The sequence below is a fragment of the Proteus sp. FZP2095 genome, from assembly GCF_023701425.1.
Taxonomy (GTDB): Bacteria; Pseudomonadota; Gammaproteobacteria; order Enterobacterales; family Enterobacteriaceae; genus Proteus; species Proteus cibarius.
The window spans coordinates 166,560-192,205 of record NZ_JAMQBJ010000003.1; the positions used below are offsets into that span (position 1 = coordinate 166,560).

Genomic DNA, 25,646 nt, shown 5'->3' on the forward strand with positions numbered 1-25,646 from the left:
TTATTAGAAGACGATGAAACTATTTTAAGCCTAAACAGCAAAAAATCAAATTTTGTCATAAAGACACTAAATCAGTTGACAAGCATAGTGTCGATAGGACACAATCCAGTTATTGTCATAAGGACACTAACTGGAGAGACACTATGTTTAACTTAAATTACTTTAAAGCTGATTCATCAACATTCATTATCAAATCCGTCAATGGTAACGTTCGCCAACAAGGTAAAGGCTTGAGTTTTTGGTATAACTCCGCCACAACCTCCATTGTGGCATTACCTTTAAACGCTCAAGAAGCACCTTTTATTTTTAACTTCCAAACCTCGGATTTTCAGGGGTTACGCATTCAAGGACAAATCTCATTTCAGGTTAAAGTACCTGAAAAAGCCGCAGAAGTACTCAACTTTAACTTAAGCAAAAATGGCAAATCGTATGCCTCTGAAGATCCACTCAAACTCAGTGATCGTGTTGTACGTATTGCACAAACCTTAATTCAAGCAAAGATCCAAAGTACACCGCTTAGAGAAGCGTTATTACTTAGCCAATCATTAGTGACTTTAGTGATGGAACAATTAATTGAACATCCCTCATTAGAGGCATTAGGTATTGCGATTTTAGATGTTTCTATTGCGGCAATCACACCATCGCCAGAAACCTTAAAAGCACTCGAAGCTGAAGCGAGAGAATCCTTACTGAAAGAAGCCGATGATGCCATTTATGCTCGTCGTAAATTCTCAGTAGAACAAGAGCGCACCATTAAAGAGGCTGAATTAGAAACCGATTTATCTGTTCAACGTAAACGCCAAGAGATTGAAGAAGCACGTTTAGAAAACGAACGTACATTACTACGCGAACAAGCTGAGATTGAAAAAGAACGCCTTGAAGCCAAAGTTAATGCGGAAGCAAAACGCAAAGAACTGGTCGCGTTAAGTGCTGAAAATCAGCGAACACAATCAGAAGCGGATGCTTATGCTATTGAAGCTACCATGCGTGCTTATCGTGAATTGCCCGTTGAGAACCTAAAAGCAATGGCATTAGCAAAAATGGACTCACAACAATTAATGGCAATGGCATTTGAAACCTTAGCACTGAATTCAGGAAAAATCGGCGAGTTAAATATCACACCTGATTTATTTAGCCAATTTATGAAAAAAGGCAGTAAATAATGCAACGTAACGAAGATTTTCGCTTTGTGCTGGTGATGAGAAAAAGTCGCTTACAGGAATTAATTGAGCGCTTTAATACTTGGTCACAAGCCAAATTCTATTTAGAACACAACAATGTTGAGGTAAAGGATTACCTCAATGAACACAATTTATATCAAAAGCAACTCACAGAAGCTGAGCTGATTTTAAAATCATTAGGACGATTTCAACTTTTAGAAAGAGGCTTATTACCTAGCTATCAATTCTCACCTCGCGATATTGTGGTGGTGATTGGTCAAGATGGGCTTGTTGCCAATACGCTGAAATACCTCAATGGACAGCCTATCATTGCCATAAATCCTGATCCTTCAAGATGGGATGGTAAATTATTACCCTTTGAAATAGGGCAATTAAAAGAGACAGTTATTAATACCATAAATAAAAAAATGCCCTTTAAAACGGTCACTTTTGCACAAGCGACAACCAATGATGGTCAATCCTTATTAGCGGTTAATGACTTATTTATTGGCCCTAAAAGCCACACTTCCGCACGGTATATTTTGCAATGGAATGGCACTGAAGAAGTGCAATCTTCATCAGGCATTATTGTGTCAACAGGATTGGGATCGACGGGCTGGTTTCAATCTATTCTTGCTGGTGCGATGGCAATTACAGGGGAAGCTTCACACCCTCTGTTACAAGGTTTTAGTTGGAGTGAACGAAAGCTACAATTTAGTGTAAGAGAGCCGTTTCCAAGTAGAACGACAGGTGTTGCACTAACTTTTGGCACTATTGAACCTGATTCACCACTGCAATTAGGATCTTTGATGCCAGAAAATGGCGTAATTTTCTCTGATGGCATCGAAGATGACTATTTACAATTTAATGCAGGTTGCATTGCCCACATTGGTATCGCTGACATACAAGGGCAATTAATTAGCCAAAAAGGACGTCAGCGAATTTAGATTTATTTAGCGCTCTTTAATACTGTTTCAAGTCCAGAGATCATCACATCAAGGACAAACAAAAATGCAGCATCACCATTATCACTATCCATAATTGCAACGGCTTGGGTTAATAATGGCGGATAGGCAACAATATCCGTCTCTATTTTTTCACGCTCTTTTTGGCTTTCTTGATGCTCTTGGGTTTCCAGTACCGAGCCTAATGTAAAATGCGCAATAGAGCTCAATGCATACACAGCTTGGGATAGACTAAACCCGGCATCACACAAAAACTGTAGTTGCTGTTCTGATGTCTCAAATTGGCTTTCAGAGGGACGTGTTCCTGCATGAATTTTGCCACCATCACGATACATTAATAAGGCTTGGCGAAAGCTTTTCGCGTTATTTCTCAAAAAATCCTGCCATGTTTCATTCGGTAATGGCAAAACATGATGATGATGCTTTTGCAAAATAGTTTCTGCTAATGCATCTAACAAAGCGCGTTTATTTTTTACATGCCAATACAATGTAGGTTGCTCAACACCTATTTTTTGCGCCAATTTACGTGTTGTTAACCCTTCAATACCAACTTCATTAAGTAAAATTAACGCATTATCAATAACTTGTTCTTTATCTAGCTTTGCCATTACCTACCTCAGAATAAAATAGTCTTGACAATCTATCAGTGATAGAGATATTTTACACCCACTCTATCACTGATAGATTTTTTAGGATCTCAATGAATAAATCAATTATTATTATACTGCTGATCACCGTATTAGATGCCATTGGCATTGGGCTTATCATGCCAGTACTCCCTACGCTATTAAATGAATTTGTCAGTGAAAATTCACTGGCAACCCATTACGGAGTGCTATTAGCGCTCTATGCTACCATGCAGGTTATTTTTGCTCCTATTCTAGGACGACTGTCTGATAAATACGGCAGAAAACCCATCTTGCTGTTTTCCCTTTTAGGCGCGGCACTCGACTATCTTTTAATGGCATTATCAACCACACTTTGGATGCTCTATATTGGGCGCATCATTGCGGGGATCACTGGCGCAACAGGTGCCGTATGTGCATCGGCGATGAGCGATGTGACTCCCGCTAAAAATCGAACTCGCTATTTTGGTTTCTTAGGTGGTGCTTTTGGTGTTGGTCTTATTATTGGTCCAATGCTAGGGGGATTATTAGGTGACATCAGTGCTCATACGCCATTTATCTTTGCCGCTATTTCACACTCAATATTATTAATACTCTCTTTGCTCTTTTTCCGTGAAACACAAAAAAGAGAAGCACCTGTTGCCGATAGCACACCTGAAAACCAAACAGCATCAAATACAGTCACTGGTTTTATTAAGAAAAGCCTCTACTTTTGGTTAGCAGCCTATTTTATTATCCAACTTATCGGGCAAATTCCAGCTACCATCTGGGTGTTGTTTACACAATACCGTTTTGATTGGAACACAACCTCTGTCGGTATGTCTTTGGCGGTTTTGGGTGTATTACATATTTTCTTTCAGGCGGTTGTCGCCGGGAAATTGGCACAGAAATGGGGCGAAAAAACCACCATTATGATCAGTATGTCTATTGATATGATGGGCTGTTTATTATTAGCGTGGATAGGCCAAGTTTGGGTTATCTTGCCAGCATTAATTTGCTTAGCCGCTGGAGGTATGGGGCAACCCGCATTACAAGGCTATTTATCAAAATCTGTAGATGATAATGTGCAAGGAAAATTACAAGGTACGCTGGTGAGTCTCACCAATATTACCGGGATCATTGGTCCTCTCTTATTTGCCTTTATTTATCGTTATAGCATCGCTTATTGGGATGGCCTGTTATGGCTGATGGGGGCCATATTTTATGCCATGTTGCTTATTACTGCTTATTTTCACCAAAGAAAAACAACTCCCCAAACGATTACCTCAGTACCTTAATACTAAAAATCATAAAAGCCTTATCTCGTGTTTATATCATTGATAGGGCTTTATTTTTATCGCAATTAATAAGTCACTTTTCTCTAGGATTATCTTATTCTAATTACTGAATATTTCTATTGAAGTTATACGAACAGCTCATAGGAAAAAATAAAATATAAACTAGTTTTAAAATAGATTATTTATTTTAACCTTTAATATCACTTTAAATAGAATCAATTTATTAGAGAAATACTTCTATTATTACGCCATTTATTGGTAACCGTTGCTGGCGAACATATAGAGATTGCCCTTATCAGTTAGAAGGTAATTTCTATCGTACCGATTTACAATTAACCTTCCCTATGAATGAAAGTGCTTCTCTTTTCTCAATGGAAGGTGAAGACTGGATTGGTGTAGTAGAAGCTCGGGGTTATGTTAATGTATTTGCAGAATGGTCAGGAACTGACATTCACTAAGTAAAATAAGAGCATCCTCTTTATATTAGGGATAATTTTCCTCTAATACATAAACAAAAAGTTGAAGATCAAGACAAGCATCCATGTTTGCTTGATCTTCGATTGCCGTTATTAACATCCGTTGTTCTAACGCTATATTATCTCGATGCCATCCTTGAGCAATCCAACCCAAACTAAACGCCAGTAGTGCAATCCATGCATATAACGCTTGTGTATTGAACATGACCTAACTCCTTAGTCATTCGAGACAAAACTGAATTTATCGACTTTTATTATGATGAAAACGTGTTGCATTTTTTACTTGGTATCATCTTTTTCTTTCCCTGAAAAAAATTGATTACCTCGTTTACGTAACCAGATTTCGACTAACTGATAACCCACAATACCGAGCGCTGAACCTATTCCCATTACTGCGACAGAATCAATTCCAGGCCATAAAATAAGCAGTGCGCCAGCAACAACAGAAACCGCAGAACCTAAAATAATTTTGCCGATAAACAATCTTAATGTAATAGTTTCATTCGCAACGAGCATCTTCCCTAATGCAATAAAAGCGCCCACTATGACTAATGATATCAATGTATTGTCATATTCATCCATGAATACACCTCATCTCTGATTACACTTTTTTAACCGTAAAAAGAACCCTCCCCTCCCAACATTCATCAGATAATCTGTAAAGAATTAGCAGTAAGCCACGACCCTGTGTAACTGAATAAATTCCCGATTGAGATAACGTAAGTTCCTTTTATTTCAACTACGCGCAACATCCATTTGCGATAAACAACAGGCGATTCAGTTATATTACTGCTAACTTCCTTGTTAACTTGTAATAGACATCCTTGTCTATTGCTTCTACTTACACTGAAAATCAATAAAAAGAATAAACAATAAATTCAATACCTTGCTTATCTCCATATCATTTAATGTGAAGCTATTATCTACAAAGTTTGTATTTCAGGCTAGTAAGTTTGTTCGGTTAACGTCGGTTATCACTGTTTATCCGACAATAACCGAACTATTCACACAAAATAAAACAAACAAACTTGTTGTCAGCTTCTTAAACAACCTTAAAACAAAGTTTTATATAGAAAAACAATAAATAGACTGGTTATAATACAATTTTCAGCTAATATAGAAGCTATCTGATAGTCCATAAAAAAGAGAAAAACGATATGCGTGTCTTAACTATTTTTTGTCCTGAATGCGGTGAAAAAGCGCTTATAAAGAAAAGTAATCGTAAACACAAAGAGTTATCCGATCTCTATTGTGCTTGTCGTGATCCTGAATGCGGGCATACCTTTGTTTTAAACCTCACATTTAGTCATACCCTTATGCCAAGTGCAAAAAACAAAGATATGTTGTTATTAAATGTGATTAAAAACCTCTCTCCAGAACAAAGAGAGAAAGCACTCACTCTTTTGCAAGATATGTAACCATCACTAACAGACACTCTTTTTTCATTTATTTTTATGATCTTGCTCCCATTCTGACAGGTTATTTGACTAACCTATACTTATAGAAAGATAAATGATGTAGATTCATTTTTAAGCTAAATGAAAATAATTCTTATGTTTTAAATAAAACAAATACCGCTTATTGATGCCGTGTTTGCCAATCCTTTAAAAAATAATTTGTCAGCCCCCAAACCAGAGATCAATTTTTGGTTTGAAAACTAAACACAAATTTCAAATGGAGCATTTAAGATGAAAAAGCTGATTAATCGAGTTGATGATGTGTTATCTGAACAACTACAAGGCTTTGCAAAAGCCCATCCTGAAATCAAATTTCATCCCTCCTCTTTTTATGTCACGCGAAAAGATGCTCCAATAAAAGGTAAAGTTGCTCTATTGTCCGGCGGTGGCAGCGGACATGAACCGATGCATGCAGGTTTTGTAGGTAAAGGGATGCTTGATGGTGCATGCCCGGGTGAAATATTTACGTCACCAACACCGGATAAAATGTATGACTGTGCCAAAGAGATCGATAGCGGTGAAGGTGTTTTAATGATCGTAAAAAACTACACCGGAGATGTGCTGAATTTTGAAACGGCAACAGAACTGCTTCATGACGATGGTGTAAAAATTGCCACAATATTAGTCGATGATGATGTGGCAGTAAAAGATAGCTTATATACCGCAGGACGTCGTGGTGTTGCCAATACCGTATTAATTGAAAAACTACTGGGTGCGGCAGCTGAAAGAGGCGACTCTCTTGATGAACTGGTTAAATTAGGTCATCACATTAATAACAATGGTTTCTCTATCGGTGTTGCCTTGGAAGCCTGTACAGTTCCAGCAGCAGGAAAACCCTCTTTTACTTTACCTGAAAATGAAATGGAGTTTGGTGTCGGTATTCACGGTGAACCAGGTATTGATCGTCGTAAATTTACTTCCCTGAACGATACTGTCGATGCCATGTTTAATACTTTAATTGAAAATGGCCACTATCAACGAGTGATCCGCAATTGGGATCGTGAAAACGGCACTTGGATCGATGAAAATCAGGAAAAACAGCCTTTAAAATCTGGCGATCGCGTCATTGTTTTAGTTAATAACTTAGGTGCCACACCACAATCTGAGCTTTATGGTGTTTATAACCGTTTAACTCAATGCTGTGAAAAATTTGGCTTAACCATCGAACGTTCTTTAATTGGCGCTTATTGTACTTCACTCGATATGTCAGGGATCTCCATTACACTACTCAAAGTGGATGATGAATTGCTCTCTTTATGGGATGCCCCAGTGAATACACCCGCAATGGTGAAATAAGTTATTAATAAAAATAAAAAGGAACAAATTATGGCATTAACTCAAGCGCAAATTATTCTTTGGTTACAACAATGTGCACAGCTGTTTGAACAAAACAGCGATTATTTAACGGATCTAGATCGTGAAATTGGTGATGCTGACCACGGTTTAAATATGAACCGTGGCTTTAGAAAAGTGCAGGAAAAATTACCTGAATTTGACGGGCAAGATATTGGCACCATCCTCAAAACCACAGGCATGACATTGCTCTCAAATATTGGCGGTGCAAGTGGCCCTCTATTTGGTACCTTCTTTATTCGTGCCGCCAAACCCACGGCTTCATTGCAAAATCTAGAACTTAACCAACTCGTTGAAATGGTAACAGAAGGTGTGGCAGGCATTGTAAGCCGAGGAAAAGCAGAGCCAAATGATAAAACCATGTGTGATGTTTGGTGGCCAGTGGTTGAGTCATTAAAACAATCTAATGAACAAAATCTTTCTATTAAAGAAGCCCTCAACCAAGCACAAATTGTCGCTGAAAGAGCCGCTGAAAATACTATCCCGATGCAAGCTCGAAAAGGACGAGCAAGCTACTTAGGTGAGCGCAGTATTGGACATAAAGATCCCGGCAGTGCTTCTGTGGTACTGATGATACAAGCCCTTGCAAATAGTATTAATGCATAACTGACCAAACAACCAACACAAGCAACCAATAAAGGTCTACCATGATAAATATTGTTATTGTTTCTCATAGTAAACATCTCGCTGATGGTGTGGCAGAGCTTGCCAGTCAGATGCTTAATCCGGCTCATTGCCAACTTGCCGTTGCCGCAGGTATCAACGATGAAGAACATGCAATTGGTACTGATGCCGTTAAAATTATGACGGCGATAGAATCACTTTCTCAAGCACAATCTATTGTTGTGATGATGGATTTAGGCAGTGCAATATTAAGTGCAGAAACTGCGATTGAGTTACTTGATCCTGATCTCGCTGAAAAAGTTACTCTCTGCTCTGCTCCCTTAGTTGAAGGTACACTTGCTGCGGTTGTCGCGGCATCATCAGGAGCGTCATTAGAGAAAGTAATTGAAGAAGCTTCAAATTCTTTATATCCAAAGAAAATTCAGCTGGGTGAAAATTTCGTTCAGCCTAGAAATGATATTAATGCCCCTGTCAAAATTCATGGCAAAGAGGCAAGTTGGGTTGTTCGCAATCCTCATGGATTACACGTAAGACCGGCTGCGACTTTAGTTGAGGTGCTTTCTGCTTTTCAGGCAGATTATCAACTAGTTAAAGGGGATAGACGTATTAATCCTCTCAGCTTAAATCAGCTGTCATTAATACAAATTCGCCAAGGTGATGAGATAACGTTAATCGCCTCTGGTGAGCAAGAAGATGAAGCGATAGCCGCTTTTCTTGAACTTGCCAAAAATGGCTTTGGTGAAGAGCTACCTTCTGACTCTAATACCATAACATTAAAAGGTATTTTAGCCCCGGTGTCTCAAATTAAAGCCCCTGCTTTTATTTGGCATGAAATAGAGCTATCACCGATAGAAAACTTATCTGAACCGATTGATATCCATGCCCAAATTGGCAAACTTAATTTTGCAATAAAAGAGACGCTAAAAGCTCTAAAACAGACAGCCAATAAAGCAAGCCAGACATTAGGTGAGCATATTGGTGCTATTTTTAACGGCCATATCATGATGTTAGATGATGATGAGTTAATAACGAGTGTGATTGATCGCATTAAAGAAGAGAAGATCAGCGCCCAACAAAGTTGGTCAGATGAAATGCAAGAAAGAACACAACTGTATTGCGCCCTCAACGATCCTTATTTACGCGCGCGTGAACTCGATCTTCGTGATCTACGTAATCAGGTGCTTTATCATTTACAAGATAAAACACGCCCAAGTTTCACCCCTTCACAACCTGCTATGTTGGTCGCAAAAGAGCTTTTCCCTTCTACATTAATTCAGTTAGCTGATAGTCAATTAGTCGGTATTGCTTTAGCAAAAGGTGATAGTCACTCTCACAGCGCCATTATCGCGGCGGAAATGCGCTTACCGATGTTAGTCAATTTAGGGCCTACGTTATTAAAAGTCACAGAATCTCAAAAGCTAAAATTAGATACAAATAAAGGTGAATTAGTTATTGAACCTATAACGCTATAAACCTTTTTCACATTAAGCACATAAAAAAACCCGCACAAGTATGTGCGGGTAAGTCAACGAAAAACGCTATCAATCTAGGTCATTATTGACTCTTCTAATTTTATTAAGGTATTGATAATACCAATGTCGTAGTACCACTAAAGTTACCTAATGAAGGCGTTCCATAGGTTTGAAGCTTTGACATCACTCTCACATAAGTATATTCATTCTTTATTGCGTTAACCTGTGTTCCAATCGATGCAGGTGAACCATTTAAGGTTAAAAAAGAACGAATGCTACCATCTGGTTTTAAGTTTAAAAAATGATCTTCCATTGAGCTGGTAATTTTTACAGGCATAGTTTCATTACAAGTAAGTGCAAATTGCTCTTCGGCTTCATCACCATTAACTTGTGTCACATCAAGTACGCCATGTGAAATATTTAAATTACTAGAAATAAATGCACATTTACCTTCAGGCGGTGGGGCAATACCACATACACCGCCAGGCACCATTCTTCCACTTCCTCCCGTTGGACTACTCGTCATAAAAAAAGCAATACATTCATCAACCTTAGGTTTACCAAGGTGATCACTAAAACCAACAAAAGGAAGTGATAAACCACATTGATTCATTGCGACATCACGTATCTCGGACATACTAGCCAATTTTTGTAAATCAACATTACAACGCCATGGAACTCGACGTTCTGTCCCCGTTCCACCTTTATCAGGTAGGCTATGGAAGTGATTTATTTGAATATAACATCGACCATTAAAACCCAAGCTTTTGCAAGGATTTGGCGTAAATCCTATCTCAGTCCAATATTCCATAACAAAATCATAACGAATATCACTTGACTTATCAGGAGAAACGCCAGATTTAGTAATATAAGTAAAATAACCTGCCTGTGCGCTAAATAGCGAAAAACCACATACGACAATCAGTAACTTTAAAATTTGCTGTATTCTTTTCATTATTTGTTACTCATATTTCAAAGAAAACACGGCGGTAGCAGAAAAATGCCCCGGTTTAATTGATTTATTTGCAATGGCAACCGCTGTTGCTTGCAGATAAGCAACAAAATTAAGCTCAAAAACACCATTATTAGGAATATTATATAAACTGGTATAATCCCCTAATATCACGGGTACACCTTCTTTAGTGGTAATTTTTATTCCTAAATCAGGGTTGTTTGCGCTGTCGTCTAATGCCAATAATCCAGCAAGTTCATTATGTGTAGCCCCTTCAAACTTAATCTTCACTTGCTTGGCAATAGAGATATCACACTCTGATAAAGTAATTTTGAAATCCTTTTTCTCAAATTCAAAATAACTTTTATAAATATCATCCAAGCGAATTTCATCAAATGTCACATCAACCTGAGAGTGTTCAGGCAAGACTTTGCAAGGTGCGATAATTAATGAACCAAAAATATTAAGATTTTCAGCTGCAAAAACAGAAGAGGAAAATAATAAACAACTACCAATAATAGAGCGAAACACACTTAATCTATTCATTATTGGTACTCCACAAATAAAGTGCCACCTGAGGTAAAATTACCGGGCGTCAGTTCACTATTTTCTTTTTTAACCAAGACAGCCCAAATCTTTTCGGGGTTATTTAAATTAACTGAATACTTTTTATTTAAATCAATAATAGAATCACCCATCATAAATTTTACGGCTAATTCATTAATATTGGTTCTCAATCCATTGGTATCGAAACTGCTTTTTTTCCCATCTATCGATAAATACATATTCCAGTTATTTAAATTTTCTTCACAAGTAATTTGGTAATTAATCTCGCGTTTTTGGTCATAGCCTTTAATCGTTTTTATTGCCACGGGGCCAAAATTCACCTCAATCATATTGCCATCATTCACTTTACAAGGAGGTGGAGTTAATAAATTACCTTTAATCAGTACCTGTGTTTCATTATCTTTTGCCAAACTGGGTAAAGAAAATGCAGAAAATAAAAATAACATAATGAGGAATGGATAATAATGCATATTGTTTATTCCTCTGTTAGTTGTAATAAACCTGCATAGTTGCAGTTGCAGTAAAAGCGCCCGTTGGTAATGTGGCACCACTTTTTTTCACGAGTACAGCATAAAGCTCAGGTTTCGTTTCATAGCTAAACTTAAACGGTGTTGTCATATAAATATTGGTATCAGCGGTTTTAAATAATACCCCTAAATCTGTCACACTTGTTTTTAAATAACGTGTATCAAACCCTGCACCATCACCGGTAAATTTCAGAGACATACTCGGATCACCTGTTGTTTTACAATCCAAGGTGTAATCCATTTTTTGTTTATAATTTTCGTTTTCTATTCTTGTGGTCATCACATCATTAAAATTCACTTCGATAGGTTTACCATCGTTAATTTTGCAAGGACGCGATTCCACACTCCCGCTCACTGTGACTCTTAAAAAGCCAGAAGCAGCCCATACAGAAGGAGTGAGAAAACTCATACAAAGAAAAAGTATTACACCTCGGAATATAAGCATAATATTACGCCTTCTTATCTTTGATATTTGCTGAACAAATATCTCCACGACATTGGAATGTTAATTCAACTAATCCACCGAAATCATTAAGATATTCAATGGCTGGCGTTACACCTAAATCAACCACTTTTGCCCCTAATGGACGTTGGCCAAAAGGCTCAATCATCACCGCTTCAAAGTCTTTTACTTCGACATTGTTCTTTCTCACTTTGGTAATAGTTAAATAATAAGGTGAAGGGTTTTTTACATTGTAATTAGCACCTTGTTTTTCAATCAAAATGTCTTTTTCCATTGGGTTAGCTTCTAAGCGACTAGGTGCAACAATGCTTTTTGGTCGATAAAACACTTTAATTTTTGTCTGTAATGCAATTTGCAAAACATTGGGAGAATCACTACGAGGAGGAATTTCACGAACATTAAGGTAATAAATACTTTCTCTGTCTGTGGGTAACATATTGGTTGCTGGTAATGCCTGTATCTTAATTTGGCTTTTGTTACCGGCTTCAATACGTTGAACTGGTGGTGTTACCACAAAAGGAGAATTAATTTTTTCATCTTTACTATTCTCAAGCCAAGACTGTGCTAAATAAGGTTTAGATTCATTTTCATTTTCTAAAACCATACTGACTGAGCGCTCACCTTCATTATATAAAACACGTGTTCTATCTAATGCGATAGCGGAATAAGCGGATTGAGAAAAAAGGCAAAGTGTAACGATAGCGCTTAATGTTTGTGTGTTGATATATTTCATTTCATTCACCGTTGACTTAAATTTAATTACTTACAAGGAAGCAACAACATGTTGCTTAAATTATTTTCTAGTACTTGAGGCAATTGGAATTGGCAAGTTTCACCACTCCAAGCAAGATCTAAAGTTTCACCTGCTTTTACACCTGATAAATAAACAAAACCTTCGTCTGAAATAATGCCTACTTCTAATTTATCTTTGTTATAAACACTAGCTCCAAAAGGAGGATGTTTCTTATCAGCCATGGTGATCACGGCTAAGACTTTCTCACCTTCGATCACATTAAATTTACGATAACCAATCGCCCCTTCGGTTAAGGTCGCATATTGTGACGATTGAACGGCATCGGCTTTTTCAGGAAGGTTATTAATATCGATGGTGATATTGCTACGAGAGTAGTTTTGCACACCCATTAAAACCGCTTTACCATGTCGGTTAGTTTCAATTGGCGTTAAACCTGTTTTAATCGGAATATCTTGAACATTATTGGTATCAACCAATATACGTGAATTTCCCATTGAAGTGACTCGGTGGAATGCTCCCCCTTCTGGAGTGACGGTTATTCCACCCATTAATTGCATTGATAATGCACTTTGATTATTTTGGGTATAAGTACCACTTGTAGTCAGTTTTGCTAAATTACCGTCATAATTATAGAAACCTGAAAGATTAACTTTATCGCTATCCCACGTTCCTGCCGATAAATTATACGTGCTACGATCATTAAGTCGTTCATAATAGCTAACACTGTTACTGGTATTATGGCGATTAAACGATCCAGAATAACTAATATTAGCGTCATTACGCTCAAGTGGTACACCTAATGACACATAAACTCCTTCGTCATTATTATGGCTCGATTCCACTTTATAAGCTGATAAATTAACAGATAAATTTTTAAAGTTGGCCCAATCAAAATAACTAGAAATAGTAAAGCTATAATTATCCGTTGAAGGTCGATTCCAATATGTTTGGCGAGAATAGTTTAAGTAAGTATTGATATTATATTCAGGAAAAGCCGTACCAAATATTGCGGTATAAAGCTCTTTACCACTGTCAATATGAAGTCCACGATAACGACCATCTAAAAACTGGGTCATACTTAAATAGTCACGTTGAGAGAAGCGATAACCCGCAAACGTAATCTGACTATTTATTTCATCGAATTGCTTTGAATAAGTAACGTTATAAGAAGTTCCTGATAGGGTTTTATCATCAAAGTTACTTCCCATCTCAGCCCGTGAAGCTGAAATATTAAAGGAGAGAACCCCGAATGGCGCTAAATCTTGCCCTAAACCTAAAGCAATATTTTGATATTCTGTTGAGGCTAATAACCCACCATAAATTGTGGTGTTATTCGCAGCCCCCCACGAGAAAGAGCCTAAAGAAAATGCAGGACCTTCAGTATCATGTTCATTTTTAGTGGGTTTGCCCATTACCAACTTATATAAAAACTGCCCAGGTCTTGTTAGTGTGCCTAAACGCGATGTTTCCACTTTAAATGTTTGAACAGAACCATCTTGTTCTTCAATAGAAACATCTAAGGTACCGCCACCGAATGTATTGACGTCTTGAATTCTAAATGGCCCTGGACTTACTTCATTTTGATAAACAATACGACCATCTTGACGCACAATAACTATGGCGTTAGTTCTTGCAACCCCCGCAATTTCAGGCGCATAACCTTGTAAGCGAGGCGGGATCATCGCATTATCGCTCTCTAATGAAGCCCCTAAATAACGGAAGCTATCAAAAAGCTCTGACGAGAGATATTGCTCACCTAAAGTTAATTTAGCACCCAAAGAACGAATAGCACGGAAGATATAAAGCTGATTCCAACGCCATGATTTATCGTCATTATTTAAATTACCGCCAGAAGCTTGCCAATCGGAGCGCAAACGCCAAGCCCCCATATTAATACCCATCACACCACTAATATTGGTACCTGTTTCAGTGCCTTTTCCATTATTTTCATATCGAATAAGGCGATTACTCATATTGTAATCAAGAAAGAATCCTGCAATACCATCATCCCAACGTGAAGGCGGATCCCAACTAGGATCTTGATATTCCATAAAGGCTTGAGGAATACTGATATTTAAAATACTGGTATAGAGATCACCCACTGCATTCATATTAGGAACAGAACGAAAATCAAGGCACTGGATATTATTAGTGGTTAGCCAAGTGACTTTTTTTTCCCATTCAGACTTTAAACCTAAAATGGGATAAACCTCTGGAGTGATACAAGGAATGGATAATTCTGCGTTGTAATCTGGGGCAAAAAATAAAGTAGGCTCTTCGTTTCTTACTCTTTGTTTATTAACGTCGGTCGCCAGTAAATGAGTACCCGGCTGAATATAGTTTGCGTAAGAAAATTTAGTAAAATCGGTATTTTCAATACCTTTATCTGTTAAAAAGTCGGTATTAAAATCGACTGCTTCTTCTGCAAAAATAGGCAACGAAAAAGGAACAAAGAATAAAAGCATTACTTTTGTGATCTTATTTATTTTCATGCTTTTCATTTTGCTATGCCATCCTCAGCATTATTAACAGAAGACAATATTGATGAGATGCATGGCGCTTAAGCGCCACACATCCTATTAAAAAAACAACAATTATTCGTAGATAACCTTGAAGTTAGCTACTGTGTCAAAAGAACCTGTTGTTGCTTTCTTATCGTCTGCTTCATTACCTTTCACGTAAGCCGAGAATTGCAATGTCGTGGTAGAGCCGTCGCCATTATTTAAAGCGTGGCCTGCCACTGGAAAGCCTTGACCAAAAGTAATTGGGTTATTACCGCGGTCAGTGATAACGATACCTGCGTTTTGTACTTTGCCACCTAAGCCCAGTAATTCGCCGGTATAACCATCAAAACCACTTACAGTTGCACCAGTAAATGATACTTTTGCAGTTTTGTAAGTTTCAGTTGAGCAATTTTTCAGGATAATATCGAAGTTTTCGCTATCTGAACGGAATTTATTGCTGGTCAGTTCATGCAATGCGATTTCACCAAACTTAACAGTTTGATCTAAACTTTTATCATCGATTGAACATGGAACATCATTGATAAAGCCAGTAAAACGCACTTTACCTTCACGGCTTTCCGCTGGATCTGCAGCTAAAGTAGGAGCAGCAACAACTAAAGACAACGCAACACCTAAAGCTAATTTAGTAAATTTCATAAAATTTCCTTTATACAAAATAAAGATATTGATATTTCTTGGCTTCGAACTAAACAAGCGATAGGTAATAAAACCTAACCGCCTTTCTATAATTTAAATTTTACAGCTCCATTGATATCTATTTATAAAACCAAGATAGGGGATATCCTACAAATGCATCCTTTTTGCATTCATATTCAAATTAATTTATGGAATAAATTAATCTTATTCACTTTTTTAAACGTCAGTTTTAAATACTTTAGAAATTAAATTCCTTAATTAATAAAAACATCTTAATTAGACATATAAATAAGTAATAAACTTTAATAATAAAGTAAGAGTAAAAATTTAAAGCAAAAAAACAAATTTAAATTATGTTCTTTTACTTGTTTTGCAATTAAATACTCGCAAAAGGCGTAAATTAAGTCAAAAGTCGAAAAATGATGCTATTAGTAAAACCTAAAGATAATTACCAAGAGAAATAAATCTTTAAAAGAATAATTTTAGTATTTAAATCTAAAATATAATATTGATTAGATATTATTACTTAATAAAGGAGATGAATACCACAATTAACGCTTTCTTTGAGCAAACCAAACATAAAAACCATAAAAATAACATTATTTAGTTTTTTATTTTGAATAACTTCCAATATACAGAATGTTGATTCTGACTGAAACGATAAACCTAATATATATACAAAAACACTTAAGATTCATCTCAATTGAGGAATTATATTAAACGGCATCATTTTATCTAATATAACTTATATTTAGACAATCTGATTTTGATGATATTTTAAATATAAATTTAAAATAAATATAAACATATTTATAAAACAAACTTTAAAATAAAATTCTTTTTATGATTAATCTTTTGAATATAATCATACTTAGATTGTCTTTAATCGCATTTTGTATAACCAAATTCTATAGTTAATAAAATGCTTATTCGTTTTACTCCTTCTAATGCCTTAATTATAATTATGGCATTATCTCTAAAGAGATGGTTAACAACCCCTCTAATAAAGGAAAAATGGGTAACAAAAAAGCGCCAGTATGGCGCTTCTTTGTTATTTAGTAGCGTGTAAATCAAACCTTCGGTTTATAGCTATCTTTATCGAGATCATGTTTTTTCATTCGTAAATACAGCTTCTTACGTGGAATACCCAAGTAATCCGCCACATCACTAACCCTGCCTGCAAATAAATATAATGCGTCTTCAATTAACCGACGCTCATATTCATCAACTAAGTTATCCAAAGGACCTTCTGGTGGAATAATGGCTCTATGTTGTTCACTATCAACCATTTTCACAATGCCTACCGCATATAATTCAGCAACATTTCGTAGCTCACGAATATTACCCGGCCAATCGTAACGCTTTAAAATATCAAGATAATTACGATCAATTTTTGGTACTGCAATACCAAGTCGCTGTGCGCTTTGCCGTAAAAAAGCTCTAAATAACGGAATAATATCAGGGCGTCTTGCACTTAACGGAGGCAATGAAAAAGTGATTTGTGAAAAATAGTAATAGAATTCAGGAATTAGTCGCCCTTCTGTTACCAATTGCTGTGTATTATTTTCTAAAATTGCAATCGTTCTAAAATGACGCTTTCCTTGGCGTTCCATATCTAACAAGTAAGAACTCAACCAGCGTTGTGCTTCTGAGGATAAATCATAAGGAGAACGCAAAATCAGCGTTCCTACTTCATCGGCTTCAATTTGAGCAATAACCTGTTTAATATCAGATAAATTCTGACAATCCACAGTTTGGATCGATTTATCGCTATGCGGGCTTAATTCATGTAATAGTTGAGCAAGAAGATGACGCCCTGTTCCCATCTCGCCTTCTATCATTAAATCTTTATCGATATCGGCAATTTGTTGCACTTGCTCTCTGATCGCGGTGATTTGTGCGCTGTCTCCGACTAATCGCTCTTGTGTCGTGCTTATCACAGCATTTCTAAGAGAAAGAATAGATTGACGCTCTTTATGCGCTTTTGCCACTAACTCTAAGAAAACAGGCGGATTAATCGGTTTTTCAATAAAATCATAAGCGCCTTTTTTTACTGCTTCTACTGCTAACGGTATATCTCCATGTCCTGTGATCATGATAACTGGAATGCGAGCGTCAATTTGTTTAATGCGCTCTAAAACCTCCATGCCATTCATTGCTGGCATATAGATATCAAGAACAACGGCACCCTGCCATGCTGGTGTTAAAAGACTTAATGCTTTTTCTGGCGAGTTGGTTACTCTGGCAACCATCCCCGCAAGATTGAGTAAATGACGATAAGATTCAAGAATATCTTCATCGTCATCAATTAATAAAACGTCGATATCAGGCATGTGTGATTGTGTCATCTGTAAACTCCAAAACAACCATGGCGCCACCATTTAATGTAGAGGCCAAGTAAATTTCATAACCAAACCGTTGCATAATTGAACGGCAAATGGATAACCCTAACCCAAGCCCCACATCTTTTGTGGTTGTAAATGGGGTAAATAGTTTTGGTAAAACGGCTGAATTAAACCCTTTTCCACTGTCGGCGATCCCCACTAATTTTCGTTTAGGATCAACAGATAAAAGATCAATCGTGATCTGACTTTCACCAACACCTGCAATCGCATCCATCGCATTAACAAACAAATTAACCAAGACTTGCTCAATTTGTGTCGGGTCTGCACAAATGGTTAACTCATCAGGAATATTATTCGTAATGATACATTGCTCTCGTTTAGAACGAGACTCCACCAGCACCATCGCACTATCTACTAACTCTTTTAATGGCGCCGAAACAAAGCTAATTTCAGACGAAGATTTACGTGAGAAATTACGTAATGCCGTAATAATTCGATTCATTCGTGCGCACAGTTTTTCAATACGTTCGATAGAATCAGGTAATTGATCATACTTTTGCATCTGTATAGTCAGCTTTGCACTATACAAATAGGTGTTAATCGCAGAAAGTGGCTGATTAAGTTCATGCGCAAGACTGGTCATCGCCTGCCCAACAACCGCCATTTTAGCCGCTTGTACTAACTCTTCTTGTGTTTGAATTAAGTGTTTTTGTGCCTGTTCACGGCGCAACATCTCTTCATTTAATTGCTGATTTTTGTCCTGCAAATCTTGTGTTTTTAATGCTACAAGCCGTTGAAGTTCTAAGCGACTTAACTCTTGGCGCGTAATATCTGTGATAGTTACAATATATTTATGCTCATCTTTATGAGGATATTCACGAATATTAAATTGCAAGAAATGAGGCTCACCTGCTTTTACCATACGAATAGTACATTCACTTTGCCCTAAGCGATAAAGCTGACTGCTTGAGCTAAATTGTGCTTTAAGCATTGTGCTCGCCTCACCACTAAACAATAACCAAAGTGGTTTATTACTTTGCTCTTTTCCTGTTCCTAATAACGTTGCTGCACTTGGATTGACAGTTTCCATTCTGCCATCGTGGTGACAGGTAATTAAACTCGCATCAGTATTATTGATAAGATTTAACGCATTACTGGTTTCAACTTCTTTCATTTGACGCCAAAATCGGCGAAGCCGTCGACTTAATAAACCAATTTCATCTTGCCCTTCAATCAGTACAGGCTCCGTTAAATTACCTTTGGCAACATGCGCTAAGTCATCACTGAGTTTATTCAATCTTGCGATAAGTCTTCTATCAATCAATATTTTCATCACAATAATACTCAGCAATAGTGATGCAATAATAATCACCACAATCACAATTTTTCCCGTCGCCATTAGCTTGCGGGTATTATCATTAAGCTTGTTTAGCGCTTCACTGGTTGCTAAAACATTCCCACTGACTGCGCTATCAAACTGAGATAATTTTTCATTTAATTTAGGGGTTAACGCTTTGAGCTTTTTCTCGTTTTCTACATCATCAATCAGTGTCTGATAAATATCACCGTCATAGCGAGTAATGGCAATAATTTCTTGTAATACCTGACGATGAGCAATAGTTGACGGGTAGCTTTTTAGCTTCTGATTTAAAGCGATAATTTCATCAATTTTAACGCTAATATAGTGGAAAGCGACATCAATATCACGGCTATAACGTTGATGCGCAATTTCCTCAACTAAACTGATTAACTCATTTTCTGTGGTAAATAATTCTTGTAACAGTGTCGATTCTAATAACAACTGTAAGCTATTTTCCTGTACATTTTTCTCATTAATCATTTGGCTGACATGCCACTCAATTTCATTAAGCAGTGGCTTAATATCTTCGCCAACAGCGTCATGCATCCATGCCAGTTGACCTAATAATTGTGCAAGACGATTTTCTAATTCGCGTCGTTTATCTAATAACACATCTTGCTGATTAATAAGTTCTGAAAGCTCATCGACAAGCTGAGTATAAAAATCACGTTGTGGTTTTTGCTCTATAGGAAACTCACGCAGATTATCTAATAACTGATGAATTTCCTGTTGTTGTTGCTCTGAAACTGATTTTCTCTGTGTCTGCTCTCGCTCTTTTAATAGCATTTGTAAATTGGTGCTATAACGCTCCATGTTGTAGCTGGTGGTTAACATCGGTAGAGATTCACCCACAGATGCATTAATTTGTGTCGCCAGTTTTCCCCACATAAAAAAGATAACCACACCAATCAATAAGGTGAGTAAAGAACTAAAGATAAACGCCATATACAGGCGTCTACCTAGTTTGCCAAATTGTTTAGGCACTAATAACTTCATCCGTAATACCTTTCATAAAAACAGTGCTTCCTGCTGTATATTTGAACCACAAGGCGGTTAGGGTGATTTATTTTCTCTCAATAAAGCACGTGCTTGTTCTAGTTTTTCTGCTTCTAATGTACGCCATTGATACAGCACAGCTAACGCTTGATCGGAATACTCTCGTTGATCCGCAGCTTTTGTAAAAAGTGCCTGTAAAGTTGGCGAATTAGCCTCATTTTCACTAATAAGCACTGAACTTGCTATATTGCGTGCCTTACTAATCGCATCAAGACGTTCTGACGTTTGATCATTTTGCCTTTCGGCTTCATGAATATCACTCCAAACTTGACGCATTAACGGAAAGTTATGGGTGATCATCTGATCGAATAACGCATTAACGACTTCGCGGCGGTGATAAGCTTTATTACTATCTAAAATAAAATCTGTTGAATCGGCTAATTGAGAATTTGTACTTAATACTTTTTCACTTAGCGGGATCTTTGCCATATCACTGTTATAAACAATTTCTTGCCCCTCTTCAGAAAGAAGAAAAGAAATAAAAACACCTGCTTCTGCGTGTTTATCACTTTCAGCTAAGATAGCAACATAAGCGGGTAAAATTATTGATTTATCAAAATAGTCGAAATCAATAAAATCAAACCGTTTTTGATGATTGAAAGCATAATTATCAATGACAGGCCCTGCACCGACAATTCCCCTAGCAACGGCATCGCTGACCCTAGCACTTCGCGCTGATATTGATGCTAAATTACCATTCAATTCCAATAAGATTTTCCAACCTTCTTCCCAACCGTTTTCCTGTAAAATATTTTCAACCATTAGCTGTGTCGTGCCAGAATTAGCTGGTGTTGTCATCGTCAAATGACCTTGATAAATAGGAGCTGTGAGGTCTTTCCAACTTTTAGGCGAAGGTAACTGATGCTTTTGTAAATATTGAGTATTACTAATAATCCCAATCCCTGAATAACCAAACGCCGTTACCTTATCGTTTATAATACTACTGTGCTTTAATAACCAGTCAGGGGTTTCATTTTTAATAGGCAAACGAGAAAGTAAGCCTTCTCTATCAAGATGATGATAAAAATTTGCGGAAGAAGACATGACAATATCAATAGATTGATAAGGATAATTTTTTATTAATCTTTCTGCGATTTCAACACGTCGATAAACAACTTGTGTTTTAATATCTGGATATTTTTCAGCAAAAGCTAACATTAATGGCCGCATTACTGTATCTGAATGTGTAGTCAAGATAACAAGTCGATCATCTTTTGCATTTGCGCCGAAAATAAAAAACAAACAAAAGAATGACAGGATAAGTTTCCCTTTCATTTTCCTCACCATAGAAGTTTTCTTAAAATTGTGCTCAGGATCATAAATTTAATATTTCATGACAATTATTTTATTTCGATTGTGAGTCAACTATGACTCAATCTTTTTTGCGATACGCTTATATTCTCTTCTTTTGGTATTAATATAAATTACCTAGATTACAGTTTTAACCCATCAAATTAAGGTAATGTGTCAATCATGACTCATTGTTAGCATTTTGCTGTTATTCCTTCCGACTCGCTAGTATTCACTCCGACTAAAAACTTTCAGCTTTATCTATTTTTTCGGAGCTATCTATATGTTTAAATTCTTTAAAACAAGAAAAGATCTCCCTCTATTAGAAGAATCTAATGAAAAGATCAGATCAATTTATAAAAAATACCAATGGCAGGTTTTTATAGGACTTGTTTTTGGTTATGCCATGTTCTATGTGGTTCGTATGGCACTCGGTGTGGTTAAAAAACCTATGCTGGATGCAGGTATTGTGACAACAACTGAACTCGGTTTAATGGGTTCTGCGTTCTTCTTTACCTATGCATTTGGTAAGTTCTCTAACGGCTTCTTGTCAGATTATGCCAATATTGGACGCTTTATGTCCATCTCGTTAATTGCCTCCTCAATTACTTGTATTTTTATGGGGATGTCAACGGCAGGTCTATTCTTCGTTCTATTATGGGGTATTAACGGTTGGTTCCAATCTGTAGGTTCAGCACCTTCTTGCGTCTCTATCTTCCAATGGTTCTCTCCAAAACAACGAGGTAGTGTTTATTCTATCTGGGGTGGCTCGCGTAATATTGGTGAAGCAATCACATGGATCTTAACTGCAACTGTTGTAAGCTTTTTTGGTTGGCGTGCAGGCTTTATCGGTGCAGGTATTGCTAGTTTAGCTGCTGGTATAGTCTTATTAATGTTATTAAAAGACCGCCCTCGCACTTATGGTCTGCCAGATCCAGCAACGGCATTTGGTGAAGAAGCTGAATTTTCTAAAAGTAACGATCCAAAAGAAACTCGTCGTGCTCAATTATTTATCCTAAAACAACCTACCGTATGGATCATTGCTGCAGCATGTGCGGCTATGTATATCTCTCGCTATGCAATCAGTTCATGGGCTGTCCTTTACCTACAAGGTTCAAAAGGTTACTCACTGATTGATGCTGGTTTTGCAATGTCTACTTATCCAATTGCAGGATTTATTGGCGCAATTCTAGCGGGTATTGTTTCAGACAAACTGTTTAATGCTAACCGTCATATTCCAACACTTATTTATGGTATTGCCAACATCGCCGGTTTTGCATTGATGTTCTGGGGCCCACAAAGCCGTGTTATGGATGCTATTGCATTAAGTATGATTGGTTTCGCTATTGGTGGCTTAGTTGTGTTTTTAGCTGGTTTAACCGCTTGTGACCTGATGCCGAAAAACGCAGTAGGGGCAGTAAAAGGCTTTATCGGACTATTTGCTTATATTGCTGCATCAGCTCAAGAACTGATTTCGGCATCATTAATTAAAGTCTCAGAAATTGATGGTGTAACTCATTATGACTTCACCACAGTACAGTATTTCTGGATTGGTTCTGCCATCGTTTCCATGATTTTAGCGATGCTAGTCTGGAATGCGAAAAAAGTTACCATGGATTAATGAATTAATTAAGTTGTCATCAAGGGATACCGTTGGGTATCCCTCTTTAAAAAGAGAATGTCATTATGCGTAAGACAAAAATTGTTGCGACTCTTGGCCCAGCTAGCTGTTCAGAACAGATGATTGAAAAGCTGATTATGGCAGGTGCTAACGTATTTCGTTTAAACTTTTCACATGGTACTCGCGAACAGCATCAAGCAATAGCAGCAACTATTCGTCAGGTCGCAGAAAAACATCGTGTATTTATCGGAATATTGGCTGATCTCCAAGGCCCTAAAATTCGCATTTCTAATTTCCGAAACGATTCAGTTAATTTAAAACAAGGCGATAGCTTTATTCTAAATGCAGATTTAGACAGCACATTAGGCGACGAGCAACAAGTTGGTTTGGACTACCCACAACTTGTTCAAGAAGTCACACCAGGGAATATTCTGTTACTTGATGATGGCAATATTCAATTACAAGTCAGCGCCGTCAATAATAATAAAATAGAGACTGTCGTTACTGTTGGTGGAAAATTATCTAACCGTAAAGGTATTAACTTACTCGGTGGTGGTTTATCTGCACCTGCATTAACAGACAAAGATAAGCAAGACATACACACAGCAGCCGCTATTCAAGCAGACTATATCGCTGTTTCATTCCCGCGTAATGGTGCAGATATTGAATATGCCCGTGGTTTAGTGATTGCAGCAGGAAGTCACGCCAAAATCGTTGCTAAAGTTGAACGTGCAGAAGTGGTTTCTTGTGAAGAAAATATGGATGACATCATTAAAGCATCTGATGTCATTATGGTGGCACGAGGCGATTTAGCTGTAGAAATTGGTGATGCCAGCTTACCGGGCGCACAAAAACAATTGATTGCACGCTGTCGCGCATTAGGCTGCCCTGTGATCACGGCAACCCAAATGATGGAATCAATGATTGAAAGCCCAATGCCAACCCGTGCAGAAGTTATGGATATTGCGAATGCGGTTGGTGATGGAACAGATGCCGTCATGTTGTCAGCTGAAACGGCGGCAGGGAAATATCCAGTGGAAGCTGTTAGTGCAATGGCACGCGTAGCTGAAGGCGCAGAGCGCTCTTTTGCGGCTAATGCTGAAAATCCTTGGCAATCACCGTCTTACTATTCACAAACTGGTCGTTGGATTGCACTAGCTGCTGCCACAACGGCTTTTCATGACGACAAGTATTTAAGCGTTGCCGCATTAACAGAAAACGGCAAATCAGTGACCTTATTGTCACGCTTTATGCCAAACAACAACGTATACGCATTAACGGATAATCCCGCGCTTGCTGGTCAATTGACTGTATTACGTGGTGTAACGCCTATTGCTTATCAACGTCAAAACAACAATGACTGTGATGAAAGCATCATGCAAAAACTGCAAGCAGAGGGATTATTAACAGACATGAATTCACTCTTAATCACCCGTCTATCAACCTTTGAAAAAACTGGTGAAAGCGATTGTTGTCATCTTGTTCCTGTAAAACAAGTTGAAGCAGCAACGGCTTGAGTGTCTTTCATCAAGGAGCTTATGAGAGAGGCAACCTGAAGTAAATAACAAGAAAAAGAGCACACCAAAATCATTTTAGCCACAGGGACTGTGGCTATTTTTCGTTTAGAGACTTCCATCAGCATGGCAAGGATAGGCATCTTGTAATGCCAAAATATAAATTAACTCCAACGGCGTTTCTTTTTGTTTTTTCTTCACTTCAGGATTTTTATCTAAATAAGCATCGATATGCTTAACCATAAAATCGCCATTTTGTTCTACTTTCGAAGGCGTACAATAAAGAGGTCGAAAATCATCGTTATTTTGATTCTCAATTTTTACGGCAACAGCATAAAAATTAAATCCATTCGCAATACCGTTTAAATACGCTTGTGTCACTGATTCTAGTTGTTTATTAGAAGGATGATCTAAAGCTAATAATCGTTTTACCTCAAGATAACCGCTTAATGTTACTGCCTGTGAATACAGTGGGAATAGCAATAACATTCCTATTAACCCTTTTAATAACATTCCTTTTTTCATGCTAATTTTCTCTTTAGTTCAATAGATATTGATTTCATTCTAGTCGTTTTATTGCCCTAAGAATATGTGCAACAAATATATACATTGAAGATCTTTTGGAT

General features: G+C 37.3%; 24 protein-coding genes. 10 read left to right on the top strand and 14 right to left on the bottom strand.

Features of this window, described 5'->3' with window-relative positions:
* Positions 1–143 precede the first annotated feature (143 nt).
* Positions 144–1,163 (top strand): SPFH domain-containing protein, encoded by a 1,020-nt coding sequence (locus tag NBG71_RS13610; protein ID WP_211838167.1) that lies wholly within the window; start codon positions 144–146, stop codon positions 1,161–1,163.
* Positions 1,163–2,107 carry a diacylglycerol kinase catalytic domain-containing protein gene (locus NBG71_RS13615; RefSeq protein WP_075672669.1) on the top strand — a complete coding sequence of 315 codons (945 nt, stop codon included), beginning with the start codon at positions 1,163–1,165 and terminating at the stop codon, positions 2,105–2,107. Before NBG71_RS13610 ends, NBG71_RS13615 begins: the two co-directional genes overlap by 1 nt.
* Positions 2,108–2,109: 2 nt before the next feature.
* Here the strand turns inward: NBG71_RS13615 and tetR(H) are convergent, their stop codons facing one another.
* Positions 2,110–2,733, bottom strand: coding sequence for a tetracycline resistance transcriptional repressor TetR(H) (gene tetR(H), locus NBG71_RS13620; protein WP_109419706.1), 624 nt, complete (start codon positions 2,731–2,733; stop codon positions 2,110–2,112).
* Between the two features lie 92 nt (positions 2,734–2,825).
* Here tetR(H) and tet(H) point away from each other — a divergent pair, with 92 nt between their 5' ends.
* Positions 2,826–4,028: a tetracycline efflux MFS transporter Tet(H) gene (gene tet(H), locus NBG71_RS13625; RefSeq protein ID WP_156734035.1), complete on the top strand. Its 1,203-nt coding sequence runs from the start codon at positions 2,826–2,828 to the stop codon at positions 4,026–4,028.
* 254 nt (positions 4,029–4,282) lie between these two features.
* Positions 4,283–4,486, top strand: a complete 204-nt coding sequence (locus NBG71_RS18945) for a fimbrial adhesin EcpD family protein (RefSeq protein WP_498049651.1) — start codon at positions 4,283–4,285, stop codon at positions 4,484–4,486.
* A gap of 25 nt (positions 4,487–4,511) precedes the next feature.
* On the opposite strand, the gene NBG71_RS13630 is transcribed toward NBG71_RS18945, so the two are convergent.
* Together NBG71_RS13630 and NBG71_RS13635 are read right to left on the bottom strand one after the other, a co-directional pair.
* Positions 4,512–4,709 (bottom strand): hypothetical protein, encoded by a 198-nt coding sequence (locus NBG71_RS13630; RefSeq protein ID WP_098941920.1) that lies wholly within the window; start codon positions 4,707–4,709, stop codon positions 4,512–4,514.
* A 74-nt stretch (positions 4,710–4,783) separates the two neighbouring features.
* Positions 4,784–5,086: a phage holin family protein gene (locus NBG71_RS13635; protein ID WP_075672673.1), complete on the bottom strand. Its 303-nt coding sequence runs from the start codon at positions 5,084–5,086 to the stop codon at positions 4,784–4,786.
* Positions 5,087–5,661: 575 nt separating this feature from the next.
* Between NBG71_RS13635 and NBG71_RS13640 the strand changes: the two genes are divergently transcribed.
* The 4 genes from NBG71_RS13640 (at position 5,662) to dhaM (ending at position 9,410) form a co-directional block, all read left to right on the top strand.
* The gene (locus NBG71_RS13640) at positions 5,662–5,922 is read left to right on the top strand and encodes an Ogr/Delta-like zinc finger protein (protein ID WP_250916931.1); all 261 of its coding nucleotides are present in this window, start codon (positions 5,662–5,664) and stop codon (positions 5,920–5,922) included.
* Between the two features lie 270 nt (positions 5,923–6,192).
* Positions 6,193–7,257: a dihydroxyacetone kinase subunit DhaK gene (gene dhaK / locus NBG71_RS13645; RefSeq protein ID WP_075672675.1), complete on the top strand. Its 1,065-nt coding sequence runs from the start codon at positions 6,193–6,195 to the stop codon at positions 7,255–7,257.
* Positions 7,258–7,287: 30 nt separating this feature from the next.
* Complete coding sequence (gene dhaL / locus NBG71_RS13650; protein ID WP_250916932.1) at positions 7,288–7,920, top strand: dihydroxyacetone kinase subunit DhaL; 633 nt, start codon at positions 7,288–7,290, stop codon at positions 7,918–7,920.
* A 41-nt stretch (positions 7,921–7,961) separates the two neighbouring features.
* Entirely contained in the window at positions 7,962–9,410 is a 1,449-nt protein-coding gene (dhaM, locus tag NBG71_RS13655; protein ID WP_250916933.1) for a dihydroxyacetone kinase phosphoryl donor subunit DhaM, read from the top strand.
* A gap of 103 nt (positions 9,411–9,513) precedes the next feature.
* Here dhaM and NBG71_RS13660 read toward each other — a convergent pair whose 3' ends face one another.
* The 10 genes from NBG71_RS13660 to NBG71_RS13705 all read right to left on the bottom strand — a co-directional run bounded on the left by NBG71_RS13660 (position 9,514) and on the right by NBG71_RS13705 (position 21,870).
* Entirely contained in the window at positions 9,514–10,365 is an 852-nt protein-coding gene (locus NBG71_RS13660) for an MrpH family fimbial adhesin (protein ID WP_083629086.1), read from the bottom strand.
* Between the two features lie 6 nt (positions 10,366–10,371).
* The gene (locus NBG71_RS13665) at positions 10,372–10,908 is read right to left on the bottom strand and encodes a fimbrial protein (RefSeq protein ID WP_075672679.1); all 537 of its coding nucleotides are present in this window, start codon (positions 10,906–10,908) and stop codon (positions 10,372–10,374) included.
* Positions 10,908–11,399 (bottom strand): fimbrial protein, encoded by a 492-nt coding sequence (locus NBG71_RS13670; RefSeq protein WP_075672680.1) that lies wholly within the window; start codon positions 11,397–11,399, stop codon positions 10,908–10,910. The genes NBG71_RS13665 and NBG71_RS13670 overlap by 1 nt, the downstream gene beginning before the upstream one ends.
* Before the next feature lie 16 nt (positions 11,400–11,415).
* Positions 11,416–11,901, bottom strand: a complete 486-nt coding sequence (locus tag NBG71_RS13675; protein ID WP_075672681.1) for a fimbrial protein — start codon at positions 11,899–11,901, stop codon at positions 11,416–11,418.
* A 4-nt stretch (positions 11,902–11,905) separates the two neighbouring features.
* Positions 11,906–12,652: a fimbrial biogenesis chaperone gene (locus NBG71_RS13680; RefSeq protein ID WP_075672682.1), complete on the bottom strand. Its 747-nt coding sequence runs from the start codon at positions 12,650–12,652 to the stop codon at positions 11,906–11,908.
* Positions 12,653–12,678: 26 nt separating this feature from the next.
* Positions 12,679–15,174, bottom strand: coding sequence for a fimbria/pilus outer membrane usher protein (locus NBG71_RS13685; RefSeq protein ID WP_250916934.1), 2,496 nt, complete (start codon positions 15,172–15,174; stop codon positions 12,679–12,681).
* Positions 15,175–15,267: 93 nt separating this feature from the next.
* Positions 15,268–15,834 (bottom strand): fimbrial protein, encoded by a 567-nt coding sequence (locus tag NBG71_RS13690; protein ID WP_075672684.1) that lies wholly within the window; start codon positions 15,832–15,834, stop codon positions 15,268–15,270.
* A 1,070-nt stretch (positions 15,835–16,904) separates the two neighbouring features.
* The gene (locus NBG71_RS13695; protein WP_075672685.1) at positions 16,905–18,182 is read right to left on the bottom strand and encodes a sigma-54-dependent transcriptional regulator; all 1,278 of its coding nucleotides are present in this window, start codon (positions 18,180–18,182) and stop codon (positions 16,905–16,907) included.
* Positions 18,160–20,535 carry an ATP-binding protein gene (locus tag NBG71_RS13700; RefSeq protein WP_219410208.1) on the bottom strand — a complete coding sequence of 792 codons (2,376 nt, stop codon included), beginning with the start codon at positions 20,533–20,535 and terminating at the stop codon, positions 18,160–18,162. Before NBG71_RS13700 ends, NBG71_RS13695 begins: the two co-directional genes overlap by 23 nt.
* Before the next feature lie 57 nt (positions 20,536–20,592).
* On the bottom strand, positions 20,593–21,870 hold the full coding sequence (locus tag NBG71_RS13705; RefSeq protein WP_219410209.1) for an ABC transporter substrate-binding protein: 1,278 nt from the start codon (positions 21,868–21,870) through the stop codon (positions 20,593–20,595).
* A gap of 298 nt (positions 21,871–22,168) precedes the next feature.
* Between NBG71_RS13705 and NBG71_RS13710 the strand changes: the two genes are divergently transcribed.
* Together NBG71_RS13710 and pyk are read left to right on the top strand one after the other, a co-directional pair.
* Complete coding sequence (locus NBG71_RS13710; RefSeq protein ID WP_219410210.1) at positions 22,169–23,506, top strand: MFS transporter; 1,338 nt, start codon at positions 22,169–22,171, stop codon at positions 23,504–23,506.
* 65 nt (positions 23,507–23,571) lie between these two features.
* Positions 23,572–25,023: a pyruvate kinase gene (pyk, locus tag NBG71_RS13715; protein WP_250916935.1), complete on the top strand. Its 1,452-nt coding sequence runs from the start codon at positions 23,572–23,574 to the stop codon at positions 25,021–25,023.
* Between the two features lie 105 nt (positions 25,024–25,128).
* On the opposite strand, the gene NBG71_RS13720 is transcribed toward pyk, so the two are convergent.
* Positions 25,129–25,545 carry a Rap1a family protein gene (locus tag NBG71_RS13720; protein WP_250916936.1) on the bottom strand — a complete coding sequence of 139 codons (417 nt, stop codon included), beginning with the start codon at positions 25,543–25,545 and terminating at the stop codon, positions 25,129–25,131.
* Between the last annotated feature and the right edge of the window lie 101 nt (positions 25,546–25,646).

What these genes read in the sequence shown, in the direction of transcription:
- NBG71_RS13705 (WP_219410209.1), bottom strand. Translation starts at nt 21,870, where the DNA reads ATGAAAGGGAAACTTATCCTGTCATTCTTTTGTTTGTTTTTTATTTTC.
- NBG71_RS13695 (WP_075672685.1), bottom strand. Translation starts at nt 18,182, where the DNA reads ATGACACAATCACACATGCCTGATATCGACGTTTTATTAATTGATGAC.
- NBG71_RS13675 (WP_075672681.1), bottom strand. Translation starts at nt 11,901, where the DNA reads ATGCTTATATTCCGAGGTGTAATACTTTTTCTTTGTATGAGTTTTCTC.
- NBG71_RS13685 (WP_250916934.1), bottom strand. Translation starts at nt 15,174, where the DNA reads ATGAAAAGCATGAAAATAAATAAGATCACAAAAGTAATGCTTTTATTC.
- NBG71_RS13720 (WP_250916936.1), bottom strand. Translation starts at nt 25,545, where the DNA reads ATGAAAAAAGGAATGTTATTAAAAGGGTTAATAGGAATGTTATTGCTA.
- NBG71_RS13690 (WP_075672684.1), bottom strand. Translation starts at nt 15,834, where the DNA reads ATGAAATTTACTAAATTAGCTTTAGGTGTTGCGTTGTCTTTAGTTGTT.
- NBG71_RS13640 (WP_250916931.1), top strand. Translation starts at nt 5,662, where the DNA reads ATGCGTGTCTTAACTATTTTTTGTCCTGAATGCGGTGAAAAAGCGCTT.
- dhaK (WP_075672675.1), top strand. Translation starts at nt 6,193, where the DNA reads ATGAAAAAGCTGATTAATCGAGTTGATGATGTGTTATCTGAACAACTA.
- pyk (WP_250916935.1), top strand. Translation starts at nt 23,572, where the DNA reads ATGCGTAAGACAAAAATTGTTGCGACTCTTGGCCCAGCTAGCTGTTCA.
- NBG71_RS13610 (WP_211838167.1), top strand. Translation starts at nt 144, where the DNA reads ATGTTTAACTTAAATTACTTTAAAGCTGATTCATCAACATTCATTATC.
- NBG71_RS13670 (WP_075672680.1), bottom strand. Translation starts at nt 11,399, where the DNA reads ATGCATTATTATCCATTCCTCATTATGTTATTTTTATTTTCTGCATTT.
- NBG71_RS13630 (WP_098941920.1), bottom strand. Translation starts at nt 4,709, where the DNA reads ATGTTCAATACACAAGCGTTATATGCATGGATTGCACTACTGGCGTTT.
- NBG71_RS13700 (WP_219410208.1), bottom strand. Translation starts at nt 20,535, where the DNA reads ATGAAGTTATTAGTGCCTAAACAATTTGGCAAACTAGGTAGACGCCTG.
- dhaM (WP_250916933.1), top strand. Translation starts at nt 7,962, where the DNA reads ATGATAAATATTGTTATTGTTTCTCATAGTAAACATCTCGCTGATGGT.
- NBG71_RS13635 (WP_075672673.1), bottom strand. Translation starts at nt 5,086, where the DNA reads ATGGATGAATATGACAATACATTGATATCATTAGTCATAGTGGGCGCT.
- NBG71_RS13710 (WP_219410210.1), top strand. Translation starts at nt 22,169, where the DNA reads ATGTTTAAATTCTTTAAAACAAGAAAAGATCTCCCTCTATTAGAAGAA.
- NBG71_RS13660 (WP_083629086.1), bottom strand. Translation starts at nt 10,365, where the DNA reads ATGAAAAGAATACAGCAAATTTTAAAGTTACTGATTGTCGTATGTGGT.
- NBG71_RS13615 (WP_075672669.1), top strand. Translation starts at nt 1,163, where the DNA reads ATGCAACGTAACGAAGATTTTCGCTTTGTGCTGGTGATGAGAAAAAGT.
- NBG71_RS13680 (WP_075672682.1), bottom strand. Translation starts at nt 12,652, where the DNA reads ATGAAATATATCAACACACAAACATTAAGCGCTATCGTTACACTTTGC.
- dhaL (WP_250916932.1), top strand. Translation starts at nt 7,288, where the DNA reads ATGGCATTAACTCAAGCGCAAATTATTCTTTGGTTACAACAATGTGCA.
- NBG71_RS13665 (WP_075672679.1), bottom strand. Translation starts at nt 10,908, where the DNA reads ATGAATAGATTAAGTGTGTTTCGCTCTATTATTGGTAGTTGTTTATTA.